Here is a 17,641-nt window from a genome sequence, read left to right on the forward strand (position 1 = left end):
AGCTGCTGCTTCCTTTTATAAAAGGCTCTGTTTTTATTATTCTGTTGATTGGAGCGGAAGTCACTCGACGTCTGAGGGTCGCTGAGCGACTGGAGCGGAAATCAACTGCCAAATTTAACAGAGCCTTATAAAACAGAATGAAAGGATTTTGCTCCATGTCTGATCAGGAAACCAAGTTAGTTTGGCAAAGTATTACTTTCGGCCAGTCCACTGATTTAAATTATGCAGGGAAAGCCCTACCTGAAAAAATAGGTGTCAACTATGCCGCACCAGAGTACCCTGGCACAATTGAGGGAAAGATTATTTTGGAAAGCCGTGGCGGAAAAATGGCTCCCGGACATGACGGGATGACCTTTTATTATACAAAATTGAAACCTAACAAGGATAATTTTGTCTTGGAAGCTGATATCACGATTGAACAGTTTGGTCCTGAAAATGGCGCCGGGCCAAACCGACAGGAAAGTGCAGGAATAATGGTTCGGGACGCCATTGGTGCCCCACGTCAGGATCCGATGATTTTTGGCTATGAAGAAGTTCCGGCTGCTTCCAACTTGTTTGCGGTAGGGATGATGCGACACGGGGTTAGTCCACTGTACCGGACAGGAGTTGTCTATCCTTGGGGAAACACAGGCAGTATCTTGATTGATGATCCATTCACCAATGATTCGGCTTTTCAGGTTCCTTGCGGGATACCTTTCAGGGCACGATTAGAGAGAACAGATACAGAATTTATCATGTCGGTTACATTCACGCATCTGTCGGAGGGAAAGAAGTTTGAGCATCGGGTCAAAGGAGCCGATTATGTCCAGGTCTTGGACCCAGAACATATGTATGTCGGCTTTTATGCTGCTAGGAATGCTAGGATGGTAGTCGAGAATGCCCGATTAACGTTAAGCGAAGCTCATACGGTACCGTCCCCGGCTGCTGAGCCGAAGCCCGTTGCACCGTCTATAAATCTGGTTTCAGCTCCTACTTGTGGTTCTGAAAATTATGAGGTAAAAGTTGTTGCTAACGCAGAAGGTACTTTAAAGCTCTTAAAGGACGGAATTGAAGTGGTAAGAGGTGCTTTGGTTGCCGAGGATAAATTCTTTTCTTTTCACACATTATTGGAGAAAGAGATCACTGAGTTTATAGTGATTTTTACAGCAGCCGATGAAGCAGCCGAACCGATTAGAAAAAGTTTGACGGTGACAAAGAGAATTTTTCAAAATGGAGCAGGCCTGTTTGTATCCCCTAACGGGACTTCAGGTGGCAAAGGGACATTGGAGGAGCCATTGGACCTAGAGACAGCCATTCAATACGTGCTTCCGGGCGAGATCATTTATTTGTTGGAAGGAACCTATAAGCCGTCGTCTACGATTATAATTCCAAAAGAGTATAGCGGTACACCGGATAGGCTGAAAACATTGATGGCCTATGGGAACGGCAAAGTGGTCATCGATGGGCAAGAAAAGCTTCCAAATGTCATCTTTTTACAAGCTGACTATTGGCATTTAAAAGGTGTCGAGGTCACAAGGGCCGCAAGGAGCGGGATGAGACTAAGCGGGGACCATAATGTGATTGAGAGTATGATATTCAGCTATAACGGGGATACGGGATTCATTCTTAGTGGAGTCGGCTCGGCCCCTGAATGTTGGCCGAAATATAACTTAATTTTGAACTGTGAGTCCCATGATAATCGCGATGCCACTGATGATAATGCCGATGGGTTTGCCGCCAAACTCGGTGTTGGGGAGGGCAATATTTTCAGAGGAAATATTTCGCATCACAATATTGATGATGGCTGGGATTTATTTAACCGGGCTAATGAGGGTCCAAACATGCCAATTACATTGGAAGGCAACATTTCTTATTCCAATGGCAAGCTCAGCAATGGCTACCGAAAGGATGGAAATTCCGGCAGCGGGTTTAAACTGGGCGGAGAAGGCCTGCCGGTCAACCATATAGTACGCGGTAATATTGCCTTTGATAATAACCTCGATGGGTTCACCGATAACTTTAATCCAGGACAACTCCTGTTGGAGGACAATATAGCGTTTAACAATAAAAGATGCAATTTCATCTTTCGAATTAGCCCTTATTTTAAACCGGAACAGCAGTCGGTGTTTAGAAATAACCTTTCGATTCGGACGAGTACGGGCGCACCGAAGGATTTTATTAGCGGAACTTCTGATGAGACTAATTTTTTCTTCGATGGAACCCAAACGATGAATAGTTTGGGAAAAGTCATCTCTCCGGAAGAGTTCGTGAATCTGGATATGCCGGAAAAATTTAATCGCAATGAGGAAGGAAATATCATTGTTGGGGATTTTTTACGCAGAGGACAGAATGCTTAGGATAAAGGCATAAGAAGGTGAGGCTGACGAGAGTGTCAACCTCACCTTTTATAATACTTTTTCTATTTCAGGTTCAATCTTTTTAGGCTCTGTCGTCGGGGCAAAACGTTCTACCACATTTCCGCTGCGGTCCACCAGGAACTTAGTAAAATTCCATTTGATATTCTTCGATAGAACTCCTTTTTTCTCATCCTTTAAAAATTGAAACAATGGATCGGCATTGTCTCCATTAACATCTACTTTCGCAAACATTGGGAATGTAACCCCATAATTTAACTGGCAAAACTGTGTGGTTTCCTCAATATTTTCGAATTCTTGGTTATTGAATTGGCTGCACGGAAATCCCAGCACCTCTAAACCCTGGTCGTGATATTTCTCATACAACTCCTGCAACCCATTAAACTGTGGCGTAAACCCACACTTACTCGCCGTATTCACAATCAGCAACGGTCTACCTTCATACTCTCTTAGAGACTTATCTGTACCGTCAGGCAGCTTAACCGTAAAATCAAAAACCGTCGTCATCAAAAAACCTCCCGTGTTTCCAATTATTTCAAGAATATTATAACACACATTACTATGGTGGGGGCCAGTCCCCCATCCTGATAAAGCGGTACTCCACTGGGGGTCAGTCCCCCGTCCTGATAAAGCGGTACTCCACTGGGGGCCAGTCCCCCGTCCTGTTAATGCGTTACTCCGTTAGGGGGACAGTCCCCAATTGGATTCTGTTGAATATGAATAAAATTGGGGGATAGGTGGAATTCCCTAGACTGCTGTTTGTAGGAGGGAAAGTTTTGAGGTTTGAATATGGTTATACGTTTGGTCTGCCGCGAAAAATTGTGTGGAAGTATATAAAGGATGAAGAGATTTTAAGAAGGTCGATTCCTAACTGCAAGTCGTTTGTTGAAACTTCTAAAGGTACGTATCATGCTGCCCTTGACGTAAAATTAGGTCCAATCCAGGACCAGTTTAGATTGGTAATAAAACGTCATACGGAGACATCTCCATCGTATTACCGGCTCCTTGTTAAAGGCAAGGGAAACGTAGGGGAAGTGGACGCCATTGCCGATATCTACCTCGAAGAAGAAGGGCAGGGAACCACTAAGCTGACTTGCAAAATGGAAGGCAAACTGACTGGCGCACTTTCCATGGCGGAGAAGCACCTGACAGGGGGGAACTCCAACAAAGGACTAGAAACATTCTTCCAAACGATCGAGAAAGAAATAAAAAGAAGTTTATATTATATGAAGAGAAGGTAATGGGGCCAATCCCCCGCTGCATTAAAGTGGTAAAGGAATGCCCACAATTAATTGGTTAATGGCGTTTTCTAGTTCAATGTTTTCTGATTCAAGCCATGTGGCCGGAATAATGGTATAGCGGCAGTTGCCGCTCTGTAGGTAGCTGTAGATGATTTGTGCAGCGTCAATTTCGGGCTTGCTTAGATTTGGGCTGTCCTGAGAGATAATTGTCTTAAAATACTTATGCATATTCATCTTAATTGAAGAGAGCATTTTTTCGTACTCATGAGGTATCATAGAATACTTTTCACTGAACAATACTTTGTTTCGTTTAATAAGGAAAAGTTTAAAATGGTCGTCATCAAGATATTCAAGGATGGCGATATTTTTATTTTCTTCTGTAAAGCCAATGACCTTTTCTTTGTTTAATAGGAAGTGAATGGCATCCAGATCATCCCGATACTTCCTGGCGGTTTCAAAATCAAGCTTAGCGGAGGCCTCGTTCATTTTGTTGGTCATCTGGTTAAGCAGACTCTGGTCGGTGCCATTTAATAAACCAATAATATTATTAATAATCGTTCGATATTGATTCGCCGCTGCATCGCCGGCACACATTCCAATGCACAATCCCAGGGAATAGTTCAGGCAAGTTGAATCCTTTTTGGAAGGCTGAGTGCAGAGGATACGGCAAAATTCCTTTAATCCAATGAGGGCTTTTGCTACCGTATTCTTATTGATAAATGGTCCAAAGCATAATGTATGATCATCAGATGAGGGTTCGGGCGTCATAGTTATTTCAGGGTACTGGTGGTCCATTTGTATCGTGATATAGGTATAGCCTTGCGGGTTTTTCATTTTTCTATTAAAAAATGGCTTTAAGCTCTGGATGAATTCACACTCAAGCATAAAAGCTTCAAATTCAGTATCCGTTAATCTGACTTCGATATCATCAATATTATTTTTTAGTTTGATAATCTTTTTTGAATGTGAACTGGAATTTTGAAAATAAGATTGGACCCGCCGCTTGAGATTTTTTGCCTTCCCTACATAAATAACATTGCCAAAACCATCTTTCATGAGGTAAACCCCTGAAGTCGAAGGAAGGTGCTTGACTTTTTCTTTCAGCATCCACATCAATCCCCTATTTCAATATATATCTATATTCTAACATGAAAGGGGCCAGTCCCCCACCGCTTTAAAGCAATGGGGGACTGACCCCCAAGTACTTTTGATATATAATGGAAAGGCAAATAACTAATCCAAATTTCTACATTAACATAAGATGTTATGGAAGAGGTGATTTCAGTGTTGAGGCTAGGTTTGAAATGTTCTTATGAGCCGGAACAGCTCAATGACCGATTAAAATATAACCCAGATATAATTGAGCTTCATTTGTATGAAGATGATTTGTTTGGTGAAAAAAGACAGCTCCTGGAAAATACTATCTCTATGCTAAAAACAAAGGGGATCCAGGTATTTTTGCATCACCCTACCAAGTACCATGGCAGTTATTTAGATATCAATCACGAGCAGGAAGAAGACTATCTTTACTTTCATTTGTCGACAAGAATTCTTGCAGATATATGCAAAACCTATTCCATTCAATGTGTGATCCACCCACATTACATATTAACTCGTACGTGTGAGATCAATAAAGAAAATACAGAGAATGTCAGAAACGAAATAAACAAGATTTTGTCCTATGGAAGAAATATTTTCTTATGGGAAAACTCAATAAATGGTGTGTTTACCGCTCAAAATCCTAATTGGTTTGAGGAAGTGGTTAAGCCATTAAATCTGCCGCTCACTTACGACATTAGCCACGCGTTTATCTCGTTTAAAGGAAATAATGATTTATTGATCAATCAAATCAAGCAGCTCGATACTCATATTCAATATTTCCATGTTGTTGACAGTGAGGGGAAGCGGCATGATGGATTGCCGCTAGGAGCTGGAAGAATTGACTGGAAACCAATTATTCCGTATCTGTTAACCAGGCCATATATTTATGAGATTGTCTTGAAAGACAGGACCAATGCAAGCGAGATGGTGGATAGCCACGAATATTTACTGAGTATGATAGAGTAAACTTTACAAAAAAAGGCAACGGTTGCAGCTGTTGCCTAAAAATATACATAAGGTGTAGACCGGAAAACAAAATTAAAATGATTTAATCATCATGGGACCAACTAATGATTCTGGTTTTCGTCAGACCAAATGGACAAATTGTTTTATCATAAAAATATAATAAAATGGCTTAGAAAATGATTCTAAGCCATTTTGGGTTTTATTGTAAGTTGATTTTTTCCGTTTCCGTTCCAAAGAATCCGGTTTGCACTTGCAGGGTATAGGCAGCATTTGGGTCAGCGACATCAAAAACGACTTTCCCTTTTAATTCAAGATTCGGGTTTACACTTTCCAAGAAAAATCCTTTCCCTGACTCATTTGCGTAAATCGTTCCATCTGTGCTTGCTTCATACTCTGTGTCGCCTTGATACAATTTAAAAAAGGATGAATCCACTGTTAATGCTTCTTTTCCTTCATTCCTTACGGTTACATCCAGTATTAAAAAAGTACCGCTTGCATTAGCTCCGTATTGTCCTCCAACATTTTTTGCCGAGGATTTGTCGTTAACCGTAAATACGACATCCCCAACCTTTACCGGTTCTCCAATGCCATATGTTTTTTGGGTATCTTTTGTTTTTTTAGTATTAGTGTCTTTTTGTTCTGTCGCCGTATCTGATTTGTTATCCTCTGTATCATCCCCGCCGCCGCTTGCAATAGCAATTACGATAATTACAACAATCAGCCAGAACCACCAACGTTTATAAATCGGCTTTTTCCTTTTTTCATCAGCCATTACCTTCACTCCTTTTTAGGTTTAGTAGTGGTTATGTATATAAGGTTTACAAAAACGTAACTAATTATGTTTTTTAAGAATCATCAGGCATTTTATAAAGGAAAAACTTTACCTATAAAGTGATTGTGTTTTTAAATATTATAGTGTTATAATGTAGTAGCATGATAATATGGTAACGCACTAAAGCAAATTTAAAACACAATAAAGGGTGGTTTTTTATATGAAACGTTTAGCAGCTATGACTCTAGCAATTGCTGCAGTTTTTTCCATTCTGACAGCATGCTCGAGCAACACATCAGGAGCAAAAGCAAAGGATGATCAAACCCTTGTAATCGGTATTGACGATGCATTTGCACCGATGGGTTTTAGAGATGAGAATAACAAAATTGTTGGTTTCGATATTGACCTTGCCAAAGCAGCCGCTAAAAAGATGGGCATGACCGCGAAAATTCAGCCAATTGAATGGAAAACCAAGGAATCGGAATTAAGCAGCGGACGGATTGACCTGATTTGGAATGGTTACACTATTACGGATGAACGTAAGAAGAAAGTTCTTTTTACAAAACCTTATCTAAAAAATGCTCAAGTAGTTGTTACTAAAAAGGATTCAGACGTAACAAAACTTGCAGACTTAGAAGGCAAAGTAGTCGGGCTTCAAGCACAATCTTCTGCTGCAGATGCATTGAATGCCAACCCAATAAAATCTAAAGTAAAAGAAGTTACCGAGTTTGGTGACAACGTAATGGCTTTAAACGATTTAAAGAGCGGACGTTTGGATGCCGTTGTCATTGACGAAGTTGTTATTGATTATTATATGACAAAACAAAAAGATACATTTAAAGTCCTTGATGAATCACTTGCACCAGAGGAATACGGTGTGGGTGTGAAAAAAGGCAACGAAGAGTTACTGAACAAGCTGCAAAAGGCATTGGACGAAATGAATGAGGACGGAACGGCAGCTGACATTTCTAACAAATGGTTCGGGGAAGACAAGGTTTTAAAATAATGATTATATTGCAAACAGGATTTCCAAAGGGAACCCTGTTTTGCTTTTTGGAGGATTCCTTCTATGTCGTTTGATTATTTTGTATCCATTCTAATGCCCATGCTTGAAGGGGCAAAAATGACGATTCTTTTATTCTTTGTCAGCATTATTGTCTCCATTCCGCTGGGCTTTTTGCTGACTTTGGCAGTCAGGAGCAGGTTCAAGCCGCTTTCTTGGCTGGCGCAAGCTTATATCTATGTTTTGCGGGGAACGCCGTTATTGCTTCAGCTATTATTTATCTGTTTTGGATTACCAATGATTCCTGGCATCGGGGAGTATTTAGTGTTAGATCGGTTTGTAGCCGCTTGTTTGGGATTCATCCTCAACTATGCTGCCTATTTTGCGGAAATTTTCCGCGGTGGGTTGTTGGCGATTGATAAAGGCCAGTATGAAGCAGCCCAGGTTCTTGGTTTCAATCGCTGGCAGATGACGACTCGGATTATTTTGCCGCAAATGTTCCGGATTGCCCTTCCTGCTGTTGCCAACGAATCGGTGACATTGGTGAAAGACACGGCACTCCTCTACGCCGTCGCCGTACCGGAGCTGCTGCACTATGCTGAGACCGCGGTAAATCGTGATTTTACCATTTTCCCATTTGTTGTGGCAGGGGTCATTTATCTGCTCATGACGCTGATTTTAACGCTTATTTTTAAATGGGTTGAACGGAGATTTACGTTTGAATAAGGAAGGGGGGATAAGCATGGCTATAATCGAAGTTTCCAATCTGAAAAAGTCTTATGGCAATCTGGAGGTGTTAAAACAGATTACCTTTGATGTGAATAAAAATGATGTCGTCGCTGTGATCGGCCCTTCCGGTTCCGGGAAAAGTACGATGCTTCGCAGCCTGGTCCATCTTGAAAAAATTGACGGCGGCAGTGTCCGGGTTGGTAATGATTATCTTGTAAAGGATGGGGCTTACGCCAAGCCGCAAGAAATCAAAACGATCACGTCCAAAATGGGCATGGTGTTTCAGCATTTTAATCTGTTCCCGCATTTGACGGTTAGAGAGAACTTGGAACTGGCACCTAAGTTGGTAAAAAAGGAGACGGCGGCTGAAATTAGCAAGCGCAGCACGGAACTGCTTGGGAAAATTGGACTGACAGACCGGGCGAGTGCGTATCCGTCGAATTTATCGGGCGGCCAGAAACAGCGGGTGGCGATTGCCCGCGCACTGATGATGAATCCAGATATCATGTTGTTCGATGAGCCAACGTCAGCGTTGGACCCCGAGCTGACTGGTGAAGTGCTGCAGGTAATGAAGTCGTTGGCCGAGGAACATATGACGATGATTGTTGTAACCCATGAGATGGGGTTTGCTATGGAAGTGGCCAACCGGGTCATTTTTATGGACAACGGAGAGATCATCGAATCTGGCCATCCATCCGAGGTGCTGTCTAATCCGCAACACGAACGGACTAAGGCCTTTTTGAACCGAAGCTTGAAATAAACTTTAGTTTGTTAAAAGGGGCTGTCAAAAGTCAGGTAACTGATTTTGAATAGCCCCCTTTTTTAAATTTTTTGGCTGGTTCAATTGCCTGTTGATTTGCGCTCCAGGCGCTTCGCTTTCCGCGGGGAGGTTCCGGGAGCCTCCTCGGCGCTTGCGCCTGCGGGGTCTCCCGAGACCTCTACATCCCGCAGGAGTCTTCGCGCCCTCCGCTCCAATCAACAGGGTGCAATCTATAAGTTTTGGGCTCCAAATAGCCAAATTTAAAAAAACAAAAAAAATCGTCTTTTTGTAAAATGAAATTACCACACCACCATTTCAGAAAGGCGACTTTTATGAGCAATCAATTGACTCTACAGAAAATTATAACACCCAAATGGCACTTCTTCCGACCGGAACAGCTATTCCAAAACGGACAAAGACGCAACCTTAATGATAATGGAAGAAGATCATATGAAATATGGCAACTTAAGCCTGGGTATATTGTGCAAATGGGGACAGAAAATCAATTTATCTTGTTTTACTCCATCCATTAACGGCCTACAGACACACGTTGTATAATCCTGCATTTAGAGAAATTGGCGGCATCTTCGTTACCGATGCCCAAAACAGTTATAGCTGATGCGGGTTACGAAAGTGAAGAAAATTATGTTTATGCGGTTGGTGACGAGAAGGAACAACGATTTGATTTTCTTATTCCATATGGAACCCACTTACATAAACAAACGAGGAAATATAAAAAGATATCAAGAATGCGAAAAACTGGATTTATCAAGAACAGGATGACTGTTTTGTTTGGCCAAATATATGGCCCACAACATCCTGAAAGTAGCAGGCATTCGCCAGCTATTTTCAGGAAATAATCCTAATAACATAAAAGAAGGTGGAGAAGAACGACTCCTCCTTCTTTATTTTAGGGACTTATGGGACAGTTCCTTTTTCCTGCGGGATAGTCTATGTGACTGATAACGATGACAGGAAGGGACTTGGGTCACGTAGGAATGTACTACGTGACCCAAGTACAGAAAAAGAGGAATACGTGGTAACCTAGACCACAAATCTTATAAGCTGCTGTTTCTAGTCCACATCAGCAAGAATGAATCATTCAAATAGACACTCGTCCAGTGGGGCCGCCAAGTATATAATGAGAAAAGAAGGATAAACGAACGGGAGGTAACCTAAATGAAATCACAAAACAAACCAACCATCTATTGGTCCTTGCTGCGTCATAAGGACTGGAACATCTATCTAGCAGCAACCGACTCTGGTCTATGCTATGTTGGTTCACAAGATCAACCGTTAGATGAGTTGACAGAATGGACCGCCAAACATTTTCCCGATAGCCATTTAGAGGAAGATGAGCAAAAATTAAAACCCTATCAAGAAGAGTTAGTGGAATACCTAGAAGGAGAGCGGACAAGCTTTACCCTACCATTTGATTATCATGGCACAGAGTTTCAGCAGAACGTCTGGCAAGCCCTCTGTAACATTCCATATGGGGAAACCGTTTCCTACTCGGATATTGCCCATGCTATTAACAAACCTGCTGCCGTTCGGGCAGTCGGTGCTGCCATTGGAGCCAACCCAGTGCTTATAACGGTGCCTTGCCATCGTGTAGTCGGAAAAAATGGTTCTTTGACAGGGTATCGTGGCGGCTTACAGATGAAGAGTCGGCTGCTGGATTTAGAGAGCAATCGTTCCATAGTAAAGCAATAATTTAACATCTTGAAAAAATGGAACTCCTAAAATTAAAATTAAATTAATTGAGTAGTTAATTAAATTTCACGTCCATTCTATCCAACATAAAAAAAATGAAAGTACGCTAATTTCCAGAAACAAACATATTAACTTCGCATGCCGAAAGAATATTTGTTTGATATAATAATAGTTGGACTAATAAAAAACTGGAGTGAGCATCAATGCAGATAACAAACGCAGAAGTCATTAATACCCAGCCGCAAAATTCAACTTTTAATGTTCTTTTGAGCTTTAAAAATGATCGCAAGGCAATGTTGAACTGCCGGGTTGAAGGAGGAAAAGTGGCGGCATATAATATTTCAGTCGTTGGCGGCACATGTCCTTGCTGCTTGAAGCCAAACTGTTCCAGCCTATACGCAAAGCGTCATGAATTGCTTGTGCAAGCACAGCAGTTTACCAATTTTCCAATGGAATTAACAGAAAAGTAAATAGCTAATTTGAAAAAAAGGGCCTGGCTCTTATCCGTAACATTTACGGATGGGACCAGGCCTATTTTTCTATGGAAACTTCTTATTATTTGAATTTTATGCCAACTTGGAATACATTGGTTAGGTTAGCAATATGAAAGAAGGGTTTATGTTGAACAAACTGCAACAAGGGACACCCGCGTTTCGTAAGGCCAATTTTGCCTTATTTGCCGGAGGATTCATCACATTTTCGATACTTTACGACGTCCAGCCTTTGATGCCGATTTTTTCAAAAGAATTTCATGTATCGGCAGCGACAGGAAGCCTTACCTTATCGGTCACAACCTTCACACTTGCTGTCGCGATGCTGATTACCAGCTCGCTATCAGAAGCCTGGGGGCGCAAAATCATTATGGCGGCTTCCTTGCTTTTATCGTCACTCCTTGTTATTTTTACTGCGTTTAGTTCGAACTTTGGGTCACTATTAGGATTTCGTGTCGTCCAAGGGGTGGTCCTTGCTGGACTGCCGGCCATCGCAATGGCCTATCTCGGGGAAGAAGTCGAGCCCAAAAGCTTAGGTGTAGCCATGGGCATTTATATTAGTGGAAATTCAATTGGCGGTATGGCCGGTAGAATCATAACCGGTGCGATTACCGACTTTTTCTCTTGGCGAATTGCAATGGGGAGCATCGGCTTAATCAGCTTCATCTTAAGCATTTGGTTTTGGCGTCACTTGCCGAATTCCAAATATTTTTCACCGAAGCCGTTGAAACTAAAGCAGTTATTTACCTCATTGTTCCGCCACCTTAAGGATCCGGCGCTGCTTTGTTTATACGTGATTGCCTTTATATTAATGGGCAGCTTTGTCACCTTATATAACTACATCGGCTTCCAGCTCCTAAATCCGCCCTATAATCTGAGCCAAACCATTGTCGGCTGGATATTTATTGTCTATTTAACCGGGACATTCAGTTCCACCTGGATGGGGCAGCTATCGGACAGGCTTGGCCAAAAAAACGTATTATCAATGGGACTAGTGATGATGATTAGCGGTGCAGCCATAACACTTGCCAGCCCGTTACTCGTAAAGATTGCCGGTATTGCCCTGTTTACCTTCGGCTTCTTTGGCTCTCATTCGATTGCTTCAAGTTGGGTAGGCAGAAGAGCGACATCGGAAAAAGCGCAAGCTTCGTCGTTATACTTGTTTTTTTACTATAGTGGATCAAGCCTTGCCGGGACGACTGGCGGATTTTTCTGGACTCATTTTGGGTGGTCGGGGGTAATCGGGTTTATTGTCCTTTTGCTTCTATTCGCTTTCCCGCTTACTCTCAGGCTTGCTGCCATACCTGCCAAAATGGTGCAGTCCAAATAAATTCTATTGAATCGTTTCACCTAGGTGCGGTAAGCTTTTGAGTAAACGGGTGAGGAGAGGGTTTTTTTGGATTTAACTTAAGAAGGTTAAATGAATTCCATGGGTCAGTCCATATGCTTGGATACGTAAAAGATGCCAGCTGAACTCTAGCTGGCATCTTTCTTATGGCTGAATTGCGGGAAACTTCATTTTTACCGTAAACTCTTCATCTTTATGGACAAAATCTAAAAACCCCTGATGGCTTTGAACGATATCATAAATGATTTTTGTGCCAAGCCCTTCATGACCTTCCTTCGTTGTCTTCCCAAAAGACTCAAACAACGAATCCAATACCTTGGTAGGAACCGGCAAACTATTATTTTTACAAACTAACAAATACAGCCCGCTTCTTTTATAAAACTGAAGGGTTATAACAGCCTGGTCGCCGCGTTCCTTTTGCCACTCTTCACTCGCATCAATACTATTCGTTAAGAGATTGCCTAGGAGAGCTACGGCGTCTTGGTCGGATAATGGCAGAGTCGATAAGGGGAGGTCAAAGTCATAGACCAAACTAATCCCGTTTTCCTTGGCGCGGCGGTACATTTGGTGCAGGACACCGGCAACCGCTCCGCGTTCTCCTTTAATCGAAAGGTTCGTTTCTTCATAACCGTCTACCAAATTATCAAGATACATTTTTGCCTCGCCATATGTTCCGTTTTCGAGCATAAAGTGAATCGCCGAAACATGCTTGAGAAAATCATGCCGCTCACTGCGGACAATCCGGAAGGTTTCGTTAAAATGTTCCGTTTGTCCTTGCAGCAACTGAAGCCCATGAGTAATTGAAGCCAGTTTCTTCGCTACATTCAACCTAACCATTTCCAGACCGAGAAAAACAATAAACGGCACTAAGTATACCCAAGAAGGACGTACCATGAGGTAAATGACTAAAAGAAGAATCTGCAGACAAAAGAGTGTCCCGTTCCATGCCAGGCTTAAACTAGATAAAGACAAATGTATAGTTTTAAAAAAATAATAACCAGCCCCTAAAACGATGATACATGTTATATAAAATGGAATTGTCCATGGCAGGTTCGCAAGCAGTGCCTGCAGGTGGACAAATCCCAACACTATCACCATTCCCCAATAACACAGTTTTTTCTTCAACAGCTTCCCGCCTTTAAAAATAGTTTTCTTGTAAGAAATCAACCTTTTCTTTTGTAATCATTGCTTGTTCCTTGATGCCTTCAAAAGAAACGACATAGGAATTTTTCGCATAAAGCGAGAAGTTTTTCACGTAGTGGATGTTAATGATGAACGAGCGGTGCGAGCGGATAAAGTCCCGCTCTCGTAATTCACCTTCTAATTCATTAAGCGTTTGGTAGGTTTTGATGCTCCCAGACTTCGTATAAATAGTCGAGGAACGTCCGGATCGTTCGATAAAAATAATATCCTTCTTTTGGATAATATGAATATCGTTTTTATGCTTGATATACAGCCTGCCGGCAATCTCGGCAGATTGGTTTTTCTCCTTCAGCCGCTCAATTGACTTTACCAGCCGGTCCTTAGGGTAAGGCTTCATAATATAGTCATGGACATTCAATTCAAAGGCATGGACGGCATAGCCGCTGTTGGCGGTTACGAAAATAACCGCAATGCTTAGCGCATGAGAATGGATGATATCGGCCAGTTCAAACCCGGACAAACTAGGCATCTCGATATCGGCAATCAGTAAATCAATCGTTTCTTTTTTTATATGTTCATAAGCCTCTTCGGCTGATGTGGTGGAGAACACAATCTCAATGTCAGGAATCCCGCCGACAATCGCCGTCAATTTATCTAAATCTATGTACCGGTCATCGACCAGACCGACCTTCATCATATGCTCCTCACCGATCCTGCCAAAATAATAAACTCGTAAGAACATTTTACCATTTTCAAGGGCAATTTTGGCATTTTCACGACATAAAACGGACAATTCGCGACCGAACTGCTGTATTCAATTTGTTTTCTTTGTATGATGACATCAGAAGCAAACAAGGGGTGGGAGAGAAATGATTGAAATCCATGAAGTCACGAAGAAGTTCCAAGATAAAAAGAAGTTTGTCACGGCATTAAAGCATGTAACTTTTACAGTTAAAGAAGGCCAGGTTGTCGGTCTGCTCGGCGAAAACGGCGCCGGAAAGACAACGTTGCTGCGAACGATTGCCACATTGCTGACACCGACAGAAGGGATGGTCACAGTTGCTGGTTTTGATACAATGAAGAATTCAAATGAGGTAAAAAAAAGAATCGGTGTCCTGTTTGGCGGGGAAACCGGCCTATATGACCGGTTAACAGCTCGGGAAAACTTAGAATATTTTGCGTCGCTTTACGGATTGAGCAAACATGAAACAAAGGTGCGCATTGACGATTTATCGAGAATGTTTGGGATGCGCGATTATTTGAACCGGAGAGTCGGTGGATTTTCCAAAGGAATGCGGCAAAAGGTGGCGATCGCCAGAACCTTGATCCATAATCCCGAAATTATTCTGTTTGACGAACCGACCACTGGTTTGGACATTACTTCTTCCAATGTGTTCCGTCAACTCGTCCATCAGTTAAAACGCGAAGGGAAAACGATTATTTTCTCCAGCCATATTATGGAGGAAGTTTCAATGCTGTGCGACTCAGTGGCGATGATGCATAAAGGCGAACTGGTCTACCAAGGCAACCTCGAGTCACTGTACAAAACCGAAGGCAGCCGTGATTTGAACTATATTTTTATGAGCAAACTCGTAAGGGGGAACGAACACTATGCTTCTTAATATTTTTCTAAAAGAAATAAAAGACTGCTTCCGTGACCGCAGAACCTTATTGTTGACGGTCCTGCTGCCGGTGATTATGATGACAGGTTTAACTTTTTTCTACGAAAACATGATTTCTGACAATGGAGATGAAAAGTATCGGCTAGCTGTATCCGAATCAATGAATCAAGACCTGAAGGGGATTTTTACAGGCTTTAAAAATATTGATTTGGTTGAAGCCGCTGACCCAGAGGCAGCATTGGAAGATGGAAAAGCGGAAGCCGCGCTGTTGCTTGGCAAAAGTTTTTCGAGCCAGATTAGCACTGGAGAAAAGGCGAAAGTGACGATTGTCGGCGATACCTCCAGTCAAAAGTCATCGGTGTTAAGCAGCATGGTACAAACAGCTTTGAGCGTCTATGAAAAATCAATTATTGCCCAGCGGATGCAGGCCAATGGAAGTGACCCGAGCTTGGTCGAGCCATTGGAAATTCAACAAAGAGAAATGGCGGATCAAAACGAAAACACTACACTATTGGCGATGCTCATCCCATTAATTTTATCGATTGCGATCGGAATCGGCTCCAGTCCGGCTGCTGCGGATTTATTTGCCGGGGAAAAGGAACGGAAGACGATGGAGGCTTTACTAATCACGCCCGTGAAACGCTCGACACTGCTGTTCTCCAAATGGCTGACCATTGCCACAGTTGGAACAGTTACAGGTATTGTGACATTAGCGGTGGTGGTTGTGGAGATACAAATGCTGACAGAGCATTTAAAAAAGGCGCTGTCCTTTGGGGATCAAACTTTCACTATTATTGGGCTGGCAGTTTTAGTATCGGTCATCTATGCTATGTTTAATGCTTCTTTATTAATGCTGGCTAGTATTTTTGGGAAAACGGTGAAAGAGGCACAGAGCTATAGCACGCCGGTGTTAATGCTAGCCATGTTTCCGGCCATGGGCTTATCTAGTAAGGGAATTAACGAGTTATCATTCCAGCACTTTGCGATTCCAATCATGAACCTGTTCAGCCTGCTGAAAGAGCTGGTCTTCGGCATCGTCGACTACCAGCATATCCTTATCGCATTAACAAGCAACCTGATTTGTATGATCGTTCTGTTTATCATTGGCAGAATGATGTTCCTGAAGGACAAATGGGTAATGAATTAAAAGAGGTGCCAAGCGCAAAAATGCGCTGGCACCTTTTTGGAGTATTATGAAACATGACCCTGTATAATGGAGGGATAGGTCGAAGGAATGTTGTCCTTGAAGGGAGAATCAGAGAATGAATGAATTATTGAACTCGTTTAAACAGACAAAGTTTCAGTTAGCGGGACATGGTTTCCGTAATGTTGGGGTAATGAAGCAAGCCTTGGCAGGCATTGAAGACAATCAGGAAAGCGATATGTATGGCAACGGGAATTTTATCGAGGATTTCCAAACCAAGCTTGCCGCTTACCTAGGCAAGGAGTCAGCCGTATTTTTTCCAAGCGGTACGATGGCACAGCAAATCGCTTTACGAATCTGGTGTGATGAGCAGGGATTAAAGAGAGTGGCGTATCATCCGCTGTGCCACCTGGAGATTCATGAACAGGATGGGTTAAAGGAACTGCATCATATTGATCCCGTGTTACTGGCTGATAAAAACCGGGTCATCCAATTGGAGGACGTTACCGGTCTAAACGAAGAGATTGCTTGTTTACTTTTAGAATTGCCGCAGAGGGAAATTGGCGGCCAGCTGCCGGATTACGAAAGCCTTGCGAGAATCTCAGCCTACTGCCGGGAACAAGGCATCAGATTACATTTGGATGGGGCTCGGTTGTTTGAAATTCTTCCCTATTACGGAAAGACTGCCGCTGAAATCTGCAGCCTGTTTGACAGTGTCTATGTGTCGTTTTATAAAGGAATCGGAGGCGTGGCAGGTGCTATTTTAGCTGGAGATAGTGCCTTTACGGAAAAATCAAAAGTCTGGAAACGCCGGCATGGCGGGGATCTAATTAGTCTTTATCCATATATCATCAGTGCCGATTATTTATTTGAAAAAAGGGTTGGGAAGATGGAGCAGTATTATCAGGAGGCACTGGAATTAGCCAGACTTTATAATCAACTTCCTGGCGTGGCCACAAGACCAATAGAGCCGGTGTCGAATATGTTTCATGTCCGTATAAAAGCACCAAAGGATAAGCTTGAGTCCGTTTTTGTGGAGCTGCATGAACAAACAGGGATTGGCTTCACTGGGAGTCTAAGAGAAATAAGTGGGGAAGAAGTTTATTATGAGGTTAGCATTGGAGATCTGTATGAACAGGTTCCACAACCAGAGTTAACCGAGGCATTTCAATTACTTGGACAAAAGCTGAAGGAAATATAACAATTAAGGGTGTCTGGCCCAGTTAGTAAGCCTGGCACCCGGTGTTTCAACTG

17 protein-coding genes are annotated in these 17,641 nt (G+C 42.4%); 12 read left to right on the forward strand and 5 right to left on the reverse strand.

Translation table 11 applies throughout. The annotated features are described in order from the left end of the window. Positions 1-155 precede the first annotated feature (155 nt). Positions 156-2,336, forward strand: coding sequence for a right-handed parallel beta-helix repeat-containing protein (locus tag BN2425_RS01930; RefSeq protein WP_052352748.1), 2,181 nt, complete (start codon positions 156-158; stop codon positions 2,334-2,336). Positions 2,337-2,384: 48 nt separating this feature from the next. On the opposite strand, the gene BN2425_RS01935 is transcribed toward BN2425_RS01930, so the two are convergent. Continuing rightward, complete coding sequence (locus tag BN2425_RS01935; RefSeq protein WP_042454472.1) at positions 2,385-2,861, reverse strand: glutathione peroxidase; 477 nt, start codon at positions 2,859-2,861, stop codon at positions 2,385-2,387. Between the two features lie 269 nt (positions 2,862-3,130). Here BN2425_RS01935 and BN2425_RS01940 point away from each other — a divergent pair, with 269 nt between their 5' ends. Continuing rightward, entirely contained in the window at positions 3,131-3,595 is a 465-nt protein-coding gene (locus BN2425_RS01940) for a CoxG family protein (RefSeq protein ID WP_042454474.1), read from the forward strand. A gap of 21 nt (positions 3,596-3,616) precedes the next feature. On the opposite strand, the gene BN2425_RS01945 is transcribed toward BN2425_RS01940, so the two are convergent. Further along, on the reverse strand, positions 3,617-4,702 hold the full coding sequence (locus BN2425_RS01945; RefSeq protein WP_042454476.1) for a GIY-YIG nuclease family protein: 1,086 nt from the start codon (positions 4,700-4,702) through the stop codon (positions 3,617-3,619). A 177-nt stretch (positions 4,703-4,879) separates the two neighbouring features. On the opposite strand from BN2425_RS01945, the gene BN2425_RS01950 reads away from it, so the two are divergent. Beyond that, positions 4,880-5,662, forward strand: coding sequence for a sugar phosphate isomerase/epimerase family protein (locus BN2425_RS01950; protein WP_052352749.1), 783 nt, complete (start codon positions 4,880-4,882; stop codon positions 5,660-5,662). A gap of 199 nt (positions 5,663-5,861) precedes the next feature. On the opposite strand, the gene BN2425_RS01955 is transcribed toward BN2425_RS01950, so the two are convergent. Then, positions 5,862-6,434: a DUF4352 domain-containing protein gene (locus BN2425_RS01955; protein ID WP_042454480.1), complete on the reverse strand. Its 573-nt coding sequence runs from the start codon at positions 6,432-6,434 to the stop codon at positions 5,862-5,864. A 220-nt stretch (positions 6,435-6,654) separates the two neighbouring features. On the opposite strand from BN2425_RS01955, the gene BN2425_RS01960 reads away from it, so the two are divergent. From BN2425_RS01960 to BN2425_RS01995, 6 genes are all read left to right on the forward strand, one after another. Next, positions 6,655-7,440, forward strand: coding sequence for an amino acid ABC transporter substrate-binding protein (locus BN2425_RS01960; RefSeq protein WP_042454482.1), 786 nt, complete (start codon positions 6,655-6,657; stop codon positions 7,438-7,440). Positions 7,441-7,503: 63 nt separating this feature from the next. After that, complete coding sequence (locus BN2425_RS01965) at positions 7,504-8,163, forward strand: amino acid ABC transporter permease (protein ID WP_042454484.1); 660 nt, start codon at positions 7,504-7,506, stop codon at positions 8,161-8,163. Positions 8,164-8,179: 16 nt separating this feature from the next. Continuing rightward, positions 8,180-8,926: an amino acid ABC transporter ATP-binding protein gene (locus BN2425_RS01970; protein ID WP_042454486.1), complete on the forward strand. Its 747-nt coding sequence runs from the start codon at positions 8,180-8,182 to the stop codon at positions 8,924-8,926. A 1,179-nt stretch (positions 8,927-10,105) separates the two neighbouring features. Further along, on the forward strand, positions 10,106-10,639 hold the full coding sequence (locus BN2425_RS01985) for a methylated-DNA--[protein]-cysteine S-methyltransferase (RefSeq protein ID WP_042454492.1): 534 nt from the start codon (positions 10,106-10,108) through the stop codon (positions 10,637-10,639). A gap of 203 nt (positions 10,640-10,842) precedes the next feature. Next, positions 10,843-11,109, forward strand: a complete 267-nt coding sequence (locus tag BN2425_RS01990; RefSeq protein ID WP_042454494.1) for a hypothetical protein — start codon at positions 10,843-10,845, stop codon at positions 11,107-11,109. A gap of 151 nt (positions 11,110-11,260) precedes the next feature. Further along, on the forward strand, positions 11,261-12,460 hold the full coding sequence (locus BN2425_RS01995) for an MFS transporter (protein WP_042454542.1): 1,200 nt from the start codon (positions 11,261-11,263) through the stop codon (positions 12,458-12,460). Between the two features lie 162 nt (positions 12,461-12,622). Here BN2425_RS01995 and BN2425_RS02000 read toward each other — a convergent pair whose 3' ends face one another. Together BN2425_RS02000 and BN2425_RS02005 are read right to left on the reverse strand one after the other, a co-directional pair. Continuing rightward, positions 12,623-13,603 carry a sensor histidine kinase gene (locus BN2425_RS02000; RefSeq protein WP_052352750.1) on the reverse strand — a complete coding sequence of 327 codons (981 nt, stop codon included), beginning with the start codon at positions 13,601-13,603 and terminating at the stop codon, positions 12,623-12,625. A 13-nt stretch (positions 13,604-13,616) separates the two neighbouring features. Next, positions 13,617-14,318, reverse strand: a complete 702-nt coding sequence (locus BN2425_RS02005; protein WP_042454547.1) for a LytR/AlgR family response regulator transcription factor — start codon at positions 14,316-14,318, stop codon at positions 13,617-13,619. A 172-nt stretch (positions 14,319-14,490) separates the two neighbouring features. Between BN2425_RS02005 and BN2425_RS02010 the strand changes: the two genes are divergently transcribed. The 3 genes from BN2425_RS02010 (at position 14,491) to BN2425_RS02020 (ending at position 17,588) form a co-directional block, all read left to right on the forward strand. Then, the gene (locus BN2425_RS02010; protein ID WP_042454496.1) at positions 14,491-15,243 is read left to right on the forward strand and encodes an ABC transporter ATP-binding protein; all 753 of its coding nucleotides are present in this window, start codon (positions 14,491-14,493) and stop codon (positions 15,241-15,243) included. Continuing rightward, a complete protein-coding gene (locus BN2425_RS02015; protein ID WP_042454499.1) occupies positions 15,233-16,390 on the forward strand; it encodes an ABC transporter permease in 1,158 nt (385 codons plus the stop codon). Before BN2425_RS02010 ends, BN2425_RS02015 begins: the two co-directional genes overlap by 11 nt. Before the next feature lie 115 nt (positions 16,391-16,505). Then, positions 16,506-17,588: a threonine aldolase family protein gene (locus tag BN2425_RS02020; protein ID WP_042454502.1), complete on the forward strand. Its 1,083-nt coding sequence runs from the start codon at positions 16,506-16,508 to the stop codon at positions 17,586-17,588. Positions 17,589-17,641: the final 53 nt, after the last annotated feature.

The organism is Neobacillus dielmonensis, from assembly GCF_000612665.1.
GTDB lineage: Bacteria > Bacillota > Bacilli > Bacillales > Cytobacillaceae > Neobacillus > Neobacillus dielmonensis.